The organism is Nocardia amamiensis NBRC 102102, from assembly GCF_001612745.1.
GTDB classification, from domain to species: domain Bacteria; phylum Actinomycetota; class Actinomycetes; order Mycobacteriales; family Mycobacteriaceae; genus Nocardia; species Nocardia amamiensis.
This window is the reverse complement of the sequence record NZ_BDBA01000077.1, coordinates 50,131-60,797: the sequence shown is the minus strand read 5'-3', so window position 1 is coordinate 60,797 and position 10,667 is coordinate 50,131. Positions and strand designations below refer to the sequence as shown.

General features: G+C 66.4%; 9 protein-coding genes. 5 read left to right on the top strand and 4 right to left on the bottom strand.

Annotation, left to right across the window (positions count from 1 at the left end; translation table 11 throughout):
* The coding region (locus tag NA4_RS16150; protein WP_245671407.1) for a LysR family transcriptional regulator at positions 1-223 on the bottom strand (223 nt) is incomplete at its 3' end.
* Between the two features lie 286 nt (positions 224-509).
* On the opposite strand from NA4_RS16150, the gene NA4_RS16145 reads away from it, so the two are divergent.
* Positions 510-1,748 carry an MFS transporter gene (locus NA4_RS16145; RefSeq protein WP_067470452.1) on the top strand — a complete coding sequence of 413 codons (1,239 nt, stop codon included), beginning with the start codon at positions 510-512 and terminating at the stop codon, positions 1,746-1,748.
* An 88-nt stretch (positions 1,749-1,836) separates the two neighbouring features.
* On the opposite strand, the gene NA4_RS16140 is transcribed toward NA4_RS16145, so the two are convergent.
* Entirely contained in the window at positions 1,837-2,319 is a 483-nt protein-coding gene (locus NA4_RS16140) for a nitroreductase family deazaflavin-dependent oxidoreductase (RefSeq protein ID WP_067470451.1), read from the bottom strand.
* A gap of 459 nt (positions 2,320-2,778) precedes the next feature.
* Between NA4_RS16140 and NA4_RS16135 the strand changes: the two genes are divergently transcribed.
* Both NA4_RS16135 and NA4_RS16130 read left to right on the top strand, forming a co-directional pair.
* Positions 2,779-4,098 (top strand): family 1 glycosylhydrolase, encoded by a 1,320-nt coding sequence (locus tag NA4_RS16135; protein WP_067470450.1) that lies wholly within the window; start codon positions 2,779-2,781, stop codon positions 4,096-4,098.
* Positions 4,099-4,144: 46 nt separating this feature from the next.
* Positions 4,145-4,339: a hypothetical protein gene (locus NA4_RS16130; RefSeq protein ID WP_067470449.1), complete on the top strand. Its 195-nt coding sequence runs from the start codon at positions 4,145-4,147 to the stop codon at positions 4,337-4,339.
* A gap of 9 nt (positions 4,340-4,348) precedes the next feature.
* On the opposite strand, the gene NA4_RS16125 is transcribed toward NA4_RS16130, so the two are convergent.
* Both NA4_RS16125 and NA4_RS16120 read right to left on the bottom strand, forming a co-directional pair.
* The gene (locus NA4_RS16125) at positions 4,349-5,353 is read right to left on the bottom strand and encodes an NAD(P)H-dependent flavin oxidoreductase (RefSeq protein ID WP_373862796.1); all 1,005 of its coding nucleotides are present in this window, start codon (positions 5,351-5,353) and stop codon (positions 4,349-4,351) included.
* Between the two features lie 105 nt (positions 5,354-5,458).
* On the bottom strand, positions 5,459-6,157 hold the full coding sequence (locus tag NA4_RS16120) for a TetR/AcrR family transcriptional regulator (RefSeq protein WP_067470447.1): 699 nt from the start codon (positions 6,155-6,157) through the stop codon (positions 5,459-5,461).
* A 184-nt stretch (positions 6,158-6,341) separates the two neighbouring features.
* Between NA4_RS16120 and NA4_RS16115 the strand changes: the two genes are divergently transcribed.
* On the top strand, positions 6,342-8,063 hold the full coding sequence (locus NA4_RS16115) for a GMC oxidoreductase (protein WP_067470446.1): 1,722 nt from the start codon (positions 6,342-6,344) through the stop codon (positions 8,061-8,063).
* Between the two features lie 351 nt (positions 8,064-8,414).
* Positions 8,415-9,980 carry a serine hydrolase gene (locus NA4_RS16110; protein WP_067470445.1) on the top strand — a complete coding sequence of 522 codons (1,566 nt, stop codon included), beginning with the start codon at positions 8,415-8,417 and terminating at the stop codon, positions 9,978-9,980.
* Positions 9,981-10,667: the final 687 nt, after the last annotated feature.

Here is a 10,667-nt window from a genome sequence, read left to right as displayed (position 1 = left end):
CCAGCAGCGCCCGAGCGTGCGGCAGCAATCGGGCGCCAGCGCCGGTCGGCGGGCTGCCGCCGTGCCCACGCTCGAAAAGGGCTGTGCCCAGTTGGGCTTCGAGCTTCGCGATGCGTTTGGACACAGCCTGCTGGCTGATGCCGAGCACGGCGGCGGCATGGCCGAACTGCTCTTCTTCCACCACCGCGACGAACGCACGCAACGCCGCCATATCGAGATCCATACGCCGCTCCATCGACAACTACCAGTTGTGAGATTCCTACCCTCCGCCGCAAGCCGCTGACCGGTCTACCGCCAGCCACCACAACCGGAGCACTCAAAATACAACCGAATTCGGCAAATCCTCGGCGGCACCGGCCTATCCGCCAGCTCGACCGGCCCGACCTCCTAACACAATGCATGGTTGTGAGTATCGATCGAACGGTTGTTTGACCAGCCGTTCACCGGCCCGCTTTGATCTCGCGAGTCGATGTCGGCGCTGGATCGAGACAACCAGGGGTGTTCGGAGCATGGCCGAAAGCAAGTCGTTGGGTAAGCCGTTCGGATGGCTGTGGGCCGTATACGCCGTCAGCACCTTCGGTACCTGGCTCGCCTTCGACGCGTTCACCTTGATCGCGATCCTCGTCCTGCACGCCGGACCGACCCAGGTGGCGGTGCTGGCCGCCGCGGGGCTCGCGGTAGGAGCCGTGGTCGCGGCACCGCTCGGTCCCTGGGTGGAGTTCCGCCCGAAGCGGCCGGTCATGGTCATGATGGACCTCATCCGGTGCGCGGCCTTGCTCAGCGTGCCGGCCACCTACGCACTCGGCTGGTTGACCTTCATCCAGCTGCTGGTCGTTTCGGTCGTGGTGGCCGCGGCCGATATCGCCTTCAAGGCGGCCAGTGGCGCGTATCTGAAAGCACTGGTTCGCCCGGAGGACCTGCTCGTCGCGAACGGCCGGTTCGAGTCCACGACGTGGACCGCCACGGCGCTGGGACCACCCGTCGGCGGAGCCGCGGTCGGGCTGTTCGGTCCGGTGACAGTCGTGATCGCCAATGCGATCAGCTTCCTGCTGTCCGCCATGGGGATTCGAGCGATCCGCGGAATGGAACGGCCTCCCGAACGAACCGACATACGACGTGTCGCTGATCTCGTCGAAGGATGGCGCTGCATCCTGACCCATGCGGCCCTGCGCCCGATGTTCTTCCACACCATCCTCGTCAACGGACTGATCATGGCCACCGCACCGCTGCTCGCCCTGCTCATGCTCGATCGTCTCGGGTTCGCCGCCTGGCAGTACGGTCTCGCGTTCGGAGCGCCGTGCGTCGGCGGCCTCGTCGGAGCGCGACTCAGCCGTCGACTCGTCACACGGTTCGGGCAGCACAAGGTCATGTACACCGCCGGGACACTCCGTGTGTGCTGGCCGCTCGGCTTGGCTCTTGTCGGCGCGGGCACAGGCGGTCTCGTCCTCGTCCTCACCCTCGAGTTCTGCCTGGTCACCTGTGTCGGCGTGTTCAATCCGGTGTTCGCCACCTACCGGCTCGACCAGACGCCGACCGACCGAATCGCCCGGACACTATCCGCATGGTCGATCACCAACAACGCCACCATCGCGGCGTTGACGGCCTTCTGGGGTGTTTTGGCCCACGCCGTCGGTCTCCGCACCGCGATCGCGATCGCCGGTCTGCTCCTGCTGACAACCCCGCTTCTACTACCCCGAAACGGGAACATGGCGCAGCAGGGGCAGGAAACGATCAAGGGCCGTGCCTGAACCGACCGCACGCCCACTCGATCTGTGCCGCTTGGTGCCTCGCGGTCATCGCGACGCGGGAGCACCTGCCGTTCGATCGGCCTGTTCTTCAGGCGGATAGGCGACGCAATTCGAAAATGGGGAACACTCGGCCACCTGACAGCTCGTACTCCATTGCATAGCCGGGCCAGAACTCGACCGCCAGATCCCAGAACCGTTTGCGCTCCACGCCCGTGATCTCGCGGACCGTGACCAGGAACTGTTCGCCTTTGCACCGGGCCGAAGCAGTGTCGGCCGCACGCAGGTTCGCCGCCCAGGCTGGATGGTCCCGACTGCCCCAATTCGAGCCGAGCACAACGAAGTCATCGTCGTATGGGACATACAGCAGCGAGGTCGTGCGCGGAATCCCGGTCTTGCGGCCGGCCACGGTGATTTCGATCGATGGCAACCCCACGAGATCGAGTACGCCCAACCGACCGCCACTGACTCGGCGAATCAGCCGCTCCACGCGCAGCACGACCGGCGCCCAGCGCATCACCCAGCGCCGCTGGGCGAGCCACCGGGCCAGCGGCGGCAACGGATTCGCGACCATACTCGAATCCTCACACGGCCCCCGTATCCCGGGTAAATCGACGAGCCGGCGACTGAGGAGCATCTCACAAGCACTTTCGCCGCGTCATCCGTTTCTCCCGTGCTGGGATAGCGTCCGCGACGCCCACCTTCCCCTCTTGGCGGTTTGTTTTGTTCGTGAGGTATGTGGCGGTGTGTAGTACGAAATTGATGGATACATAGTTAGATGCGAATATCTACGTAACCATATGTTAATGATGACTACCGCCTATCGCGCGTCCTTCCGCCGTGCTTGCAGCACGCTCGACCGAAGGTTGCGCCTCCCCCATCCCAACGACGAGGCCGTCCACACAACTCCCCTCCCCCACTTCGACCAAAAACGGACAATTGACCAGTTACCCTGTCCCCGTGGTAGCCGCCCGCCGGTCCCCCGCACTGGAGGTCGACGAGCGCCCGCCATCCGTCTCGGAACAGGAGTTCGATGCGATCACACCGCCGCCACGTCGTGGCCGTGCTCGCGGCAGTCACCGCGGCATTCATCGGGACCACCACTCATGCCGCCGCGCGGCCGGCGCCACCGGCTCAGGTAGCGCCGATGAGCCCGGACTTTCTGTGGGGCGTCGCCGCGTCCGGATACCAATCGGAGGGTCACGCCCCCGACAGCAACTGGTCCCGCTACGTCGCGTCCGGGAAAACTGCTGACCCATACCGGGATTCGATCGACTTCTACACGCGCTACCGGTCGGATATCACCTTGGCGGCCGACCTGGGCGTCAAGGTCTATCGGGTCGGCATCGAGTGGGCCCGTCTCCAGCCCGAGCCCGGTCAGTGGGACCCGGACGGGCTGAGGTTCTACGACAACGTGGTCGCCGCCATCACGGCCGCGGGCATGCGCCCGATGCTCACCATCGACCACTGGGTGTATCCGGGATGGGCGGTCGACCGCGGTGGATGGAACAACCCGGGCATCGTCGAGGACTGGCTGGCCAATGCGCGTGCCGTCGTGGACCGTTACGCCCCGTACAACCCGCTGTGGGTGACGTTCAACGAGCCCACGTTCTATCTCGTCAATGAGCTGCGCCACGGCGGAATCGCGCTGACCTCGGCGCTCGCCATGAAGGACCGAATTGCCCAGGCCCACAACAGCATCTACGACTACATCCACCGCGACCGACCGAATGCGATGGTAACCAGCAACGTCGCCTATATACCCGGCGGCGAGGACGTGGTGAACAGGCCGCTGTTCGACAAGATCGGCGGCAAACTCGACTACATCGGCATCGATTACTACTACGGCCTGTCCCCCGACACCATCACCGGCATGATGAACTTCACGGAGCTGTGGAAGAATCCCTTGCAGCCAGAGGGCATCTACTATGCGCTGCAACACTATTCGCGCAAATTCCCTGGCAAGCCGCTCTACATCGTCGAGAACGGCATGCCCACGGAGAACGGCATGCCGCGTGCGGATGGATACCGCCGCGCCGATTCGCTCCGCGACACCGTCTACTGGCTCCAGCGTGCCAAGGCCGACGGCATGAACCTGATCGGCTACAACTACTGGAGCCTCACAGACAATTACGAGTGGGGTTCCTACACACCGCGTTTCGGCCTCTATACCGTCGACGTGCTGACCGATCCCGCATTGACCCGCAAACCAACCGACGCGGTGGCGGCATACTCGGCCATCACTCGGTCCGGCGGCGTCGCGCCCGACTATCGGCCCACCCGCCCGCCGAAGGACTGCTCATTCGTAGACGTACCCGCCAGCTGTACCGACCCCGTCACGGTCCCGCGGTGACGCGTTCTTCATCGACCACGCAAGCGCCACCGAGAGGAAGCAGAGCATGTCCGACGATCCCGTCGCGGTGCTGCGCCGCTGGCACGACTCCGGTGGGGTCTGGCGGGTGGTCGGCCGCCGCTCCGGTGCGGTCACCATCGCACTCTTCCCGTGCACCGGCGGCGCGGAGGTCGACCGGCTGACCTCCGCCGATCCCGGACTGATCCATTTCGTCGGCGACCGTGTGAGCAGCGAGGACTGAACCCGTCGGCTACCCGGCGGCCGGTCCGTCCGCAAGGTGTGCGGTCGCGCCGGACCAGAGCCGATCGAGCACTCGCGCGGCCGGTTCCACCGCGGTGACCAGACCGACGCCCGCACCGGCGTCGACCGGCGTCACCGCCGGATCTCCGGCGGCGATCGCTGCGGCCAGCGCCGCTCGCGCGGACGGGTCCGCGGCCAGCTCGTCCTCCCGGCCGGTCCACCGATCGGTGAACTCGGTTTGCAGCACCCGGGCGGGAAAGCGTGCGGGCCAAGGCAGTTCCGTCCCCACGTCGTAGGCGCGGGTCAGCACGGTGTCCTCGGCACGCGCCGCGAGCAGCGCTCGCCGGCCCGCCTCCGACAGCGACGATTCCTCGCACGCCGCGAGACAGGTGCCCAGCCATGCTCCGGTCGCGCCCGCTCGCAGCACAGCGGCCAAGCTCGACGGTGTGCCGATTCCACCCGCCGCGAGCACCGGAACCGACGCGACGTTCAGCACCGATTCCAGCAGTGGCGGCAGCGTCGAGTTCACCGCGCCATGACCACCGCCTTCCACACCACGGGCAACCAGGACACCGACACCCGCGTCCTGCGCACTCCGTGCGTCCTGCGCGCTGTACACCTGAGTGGCCGCGACGATGCCCGCGTCGGTGACGCGGGTGGCCCACCCGAGGTCGGTGCCGAAACTCACCGAGATCAATGCGGGCCGCGCGGCGATCGCGACCTCCAGCAATTCGGGCTCGGCTGCGATCACCCAGTCGACCAGGCCGATGCCGAACGGTCCATCGACGCCGCGGACCCGCGGCAGCTCTCGCTCCAGCGCTGCGACCGATCCGGCACTACCCATTCCGATCATGCCGAGGCCACCAGCGGCGGTCACCGCCGCGGCGAGCCGTCCGCCCGCCACTCCGCCCATCGGAGCGTTGACCAGGGGAATCCGCGCGCCGATCCGGTGCGCCCAGGCGAGCGGGGCCCGGGGTCCCGGCGAGGCAGGTAATCGTTCGTCATGATCCGTCACGCGTCCATCGCAACATAGCCGAATTCGAGATCGCGCTCGGTCCCCGTTGTCCCATATGCGTCACCTGACGATCGGCCGGTCGGGACTCCCCGCCCGCATGGCAGGTCAGCCGCGGTAGCCGAGCATGTCCAGCAGCGCGTCGAGTTGGTGTTCGAACAGTTCGTCGCGGTCGGCGAAGGTATCGAGGCCGTACATGTCGAAGACGTCCGCGCTCACCGCGCCGAACAAGCCGACCCAGAACGTCACGCCACGGACCACCAGCCAGTCGGGCAGCTCGAGCTGGAACTCGTCCCGGATCCGCGCGAAACTGCCTGCCAGCGGAGCCGATACGCGCGGCTCCCGGCTCGGCGGCGCCAGTTTGCCGATCGCGTAGGCGCGGGCGAACAAGGTTTGCATGGTGGCGATCACCCGGGTACCTGGCGCGACGGTCTCCGCCGCGGGCGCTTCATAGCCAGGCACCGGTGTGCCGAACAGCAGACCGTAGCGTGCCGGTTCGGCCAGCGCCCACCTGCGCACGGTGCGGCCGAGTACGCGCAGCCGGTCGATCGGATCCTCCGCGGCACCGGTCAGCGCGGCGTCCGCCGCGTCGCCGAGTGCGTTGTAGCCGTCCACCACGAGCAGGGTGAGCAGTTCGTCGCGACTGCGGACGTACCGGTAGACGGCGGAGGAAACCACCCCGAGGTCACGCGCCACGGCACGCAGGGAGAGCGCGGCGGCGCCGTCGGTCGCCAGGTGTTCGCGTCCGATCCGGACGATGTCGTTCATGGTCTGAGCCCTGGCGCGGGCGCGGGGTGTCGTCGGCATAGCAGAGACCTTGCTCGCCAGAGAGAGCGATGTCAACTATTGAGAGCATTGCTCTTCTCTACCTGAGGACGGGCGCATACGGCCCCTCCATGCGGCGGCGAAGTCGTCCAGATCGACTTGCGGACCGTTACTTACCCGGGAGTAGTGTTAGCCCTGTCACTGGCGACACGATGAGGAGTTCCACATGGACCAGCGGACGACGGATTTCGACGTGCTGATCGTCGGTTCGGGGTTCGGCGGCAGCGTAACGGCGCTTCGGCTGGTGGAGAAAGGGTACAAAGTCGGCGTGCTGGAGGCGGGCCGCCGCTTCGCCGACGACGAACTGCCCAAAACCAGCTGGGAGCTGAAAAAGTTCCTCTGGGCGCCCGCGCTCGGCTGCTACGGCATCCAGCGCATCCATCCACTGCGCAACGTCCTCATCCTCGGCGGCGCCGGTGTCGGCGGCGGCTCGCTGAACTACGCGAACACCCTCTACGTGCCGCCGGAGCCGTTCTTCCAGGATGCCCAGTGGCGCGACATCACCGACTGGCGCGAGGAGCTGACCCCGTACTACGAGCGGGCGCAGAAGATGCTCGGCGTGGTGCGCAACCCGCACATGACGCCTGCCGACGAGGTCTTCAAGTCCGTCGCCGACGACATGGGGGTCGGCGACACGTTCGTACAGACGCCGGTGGGCGTGTTCTTCGGTGAGCCGGGAAAGACCGTGTCCGACCCGTACTTCGGCGGCGCCGGTCCCGACCGCACCGGCTGCGTCGAATGCGGCGACTGCATGGTGGGCTGCAAGTACGGCGCGAAGAACACCCTGGTCAAGAACTACCTCTACCTCGCAGAAAAGGCGGGGGCCGAGGTCATCCCGATGACGACGGTCGCCGCGCTCCGGCCGCACCCCGATGGGACCTGGGACGTGTCCACCGTCCGCACCGGCGCCTGGGTGCGCAAGAACCCGCAGACGTTCACCGCGGCGCACGTGGTACTCGCCGCCGGAACGCGCGGCACGCAGAAGCTGCTGTTCGCGATGCGCGACAAGGGTGTGTTGCCGAACCTGTCGGACCGGCTCGGCGTGCTGACGCGCACCAACTCCGAGTCGATCGTCGGCGCGGCGACCAAGAAGGTCGCCCCGGGCACCGACTTCACCAAGGGTGTCGCCATCACCTCCTCGATCCACCCCACACCCGACACCCACATCGAGCCGGTCCGATACGGCAAGGGCTCCAACTCCATGGGTCTGCTACAGACACTCATGGTCGACGGCGGCGGCCGCATCCCGCGCTGGCTGCGCTTCCTCGGCATGGTGCTGCGGCATCCGATGGACCTGCTCAGCTTCCTGAGCACCAAGAACTGGAGCGAGCGCACCATCATCTCGCTGGTCATGCAGCATCTGGACAATTCGATCACCACCTACACCAAGCGCGGACTGTTCGGCCGCAAACTCACCAGCAAGCAGGGGCACGGCGAGCCCAATCCGACCTGGATTCCCGTCGGCAACGACGTCACCAGGCGGGTCGCCGAGAAGATCGGCGGCATCCCCGGCGGCAGCTGGGGCGAGATCGTCAACATTCCGCTCACGGCTCACTTCCTCGGCGGCGCGGTGATCGGCGCCGACGCCGAGCACGGCGTGATCGATGGCTACCACCGCGTGTACGGCTACCCCACGCTCAGCGTCGTCGACGGTGCGGCGGTATCGGCGAACCTGGGTGTGAACCCCTCGTTGACCATCACCGCACAGGCCGAGCGGGCGGCGGCGTACTGGCCGAACAAGGGTGAGGTGGACACGCGGCCTCCGATCGGTGCTGGATATCGGCGGATCGCCCCGGTCGCGCCGGTAAATCCGGCGGTTCCGTCGAGTTCGCCTGCGGCGCTGGTGCTTCCGATCGTCGAGATCCGGGAGACACCGGCTGCCGGATAGGAGCGGGGCGCCCGGTGTACGACCGGGCGCCCATTTCACGACGGGTTTCCCGTCGCGGCGCCCATGATTCCGCCCTTCGGCAGCCCGGTGACATCGCCCTCACTGACATCGCGGTTGACCCGCCCAGCGGTGCCTACACCAGCCGCCTGCCTGCCGGACGATACGTTCGCCCGCCCGGCGGAGGCTGGCGAGCAGCCCGAGGGCCAGCCGACCGGACGATCCGCGCCGGAGCGAGATGCTCGAACCTTCCGCACAGCAATCTCGCCTCAACTAGCCTTTAACTGGTCTTTTGTTGCTACGAGAGCCAGGAGGCGATCCGTGAGCACACGCCGGCGTGCACTGCTCGGTCCCATGGCGATGGCGACCGCCGTCACCCTCGCCGTGACAGGATGCGGTGACGACGATTCGACCTCCTCCCCCGCAACCGGCACACCGACCAACTCGGCTATGCCCAATCAGGTCGCCGGAGTGCCGATCCCGGACGGACAGATCGACGACGCGGTGGCCGAACTGGACGAACTCGCCGAAGGGCTGCTGGAATCCTCCGACATCCCCGGCATGGCGGTCGCCGTCGTCCACGGTGGAAAAGTCGTCTACAGCAACGGATTCGGTGTCCGAAACATCGTCACCGAGGAGAAGGTGGACGCGAACACGGTCTTTCAACTCGCGTCGGTCTCCAAGCCGATCGGCGCGACGGTCGTCGCCCGCCGGATCGCCGCCGGTGGCGTCGAGTGGGACACCCCGGTGCACAGGTTGCTGCCGTCGTTCGCGCTCGCCGATCCGTACGTCACCGAGCACGTCACCATCGGGGACCTGTACGCGCACCGCTCCGGACTGCCCGATCACGCCGGTGACCTGCTGGAAGACCTCGGCTACGACCGTCAACAGGTGCTCGACCGGCTGCGACTGCTGCCGTTGGGTACCTTCCGGGACTCCTACGAGTACACCAACTTCGGCCTGACCGCGGCCGCCGTCGCCGTGTCATCGGCCGCGGGTACCGACTGGGAGACGTTGTCGGAGCAGACCATCTACGATCCGCTCGGTATGGATGCGACGAGTTCGCGCTACGCCGACTTCATCGCCCGAGCCAACCGCGCCGAGGGGCACGTCCTGGTCGACGGCAAGTACGCGGTGGCGAACCCGCCGCGCCAGCCGGACGCGCAGTCTCCGGCGGGTGGGGTCAGTTCGTCCGTCGCCGACCTGGGTAAATGGATGGCGATGGTGCTGGCGAACGGTTCCGTGGGCGGCTCGGTGCTCGTGCCACCGGAGGATCTGCTGCCCGCCCTCTCCCCGCAGGCGGTCTCCGCGCCGCCGAAAACGCCGGACGCGCGCGCCGGCTTCTACGGGTTCGGCTTCAATGTCAGCGACTCCGCCGCGGGCCGGGTGATACTCGGTCATTCCGGTGCATTCGGCCTCGGCGCGGGCACCGCGTTCACGCTGATCCCGTCCGCCGACGTCGGCATCGTGACGTTGACCAACGCGGCGCCGATCGGCGTGCCGGAAACGCTCAACGCCGAGTTCGCCGACCTGGTCCAATTCGGGAGAATTCAACAGGACTGGCGCACGTTGTACCGGACGGCATTCCAACCGATCAGCGCGCCGTCGGGCGCCCTGGCCGGCAAACAGCCGCCCTCCGATCCGATTCCGGCGCAACCGCTGCCGAGCTATGCGGGCACCTATGACAACGCATATTACGGACCGGCGACGGTCAGTGTCATCGATAGTTCCCTGAACCTCACCTTGGGTCCGAGAAACATGACATTCCCGCTGAAACATTGGAGCGGCAACACCTTCGTCTTCACCCCGCCCGGGGAGAACGCCAACCGAGGCACCGTCTCGCAGGCCACTTTCGACGGGACCGAGCTCACGCTCGAGTACTACAACACCGAACAGCTCGGCGTCTTCATCCGCAAATAAGAACCAGGCGCGGCACCTACGGCTGAAAGAGTTCCCGAACCACTTCCCGTCATCGTGATCTCTTGTGTCCGGCGTCCGCCTCCATCGGCGGCACCGGCGAGCACCCGGCCCGCTTCCACGGCGAATGCCCCCGCACCTGTAGGCCTTCTTCACGCCAGAGCCGGTGCACCCGCTTCTTGTTCACCCGCTGCCCTCGTCGAACCGCAACGCTGCCCACGCCCACCGGAACCCGTGACACGGATTCTTCATCGGTGGAGGCGCAAACCAGCATCCGGATCGACCGGGGTCCGGGTGGCCGGCAGCCGCCGATTCCGACAATTCCCGAGAATTAACCCGCGTATGACGCGCCGCGAAGGCGGCGACCGGCGGCTCGAATGCGACGAGACGCGCCGCTGTGTCGCAGTTGTTTTCACGCACCCCCGCCTTTCAGGGTCGCGAACTATTCTGAGCGGACCCTGTTACATTCCACTTACTCTTCGGGAAAGTGTCCCCGACCATTTCCGGCCGACGGATGAATGCCTATTGATTCTGAAACGAAAGATAGTCAATTACGGGCGCGCCGGAACCGGCCAGCACCGACCGGGCTGTCCTCGATCAGGCCTTGCGTGCCCACATTTTTTGCTGGTCGTAAACTTTGGCGACGTGCCCTATCGTTGGTGAGTATCGTTAACTTCGAACCGGGTCGAC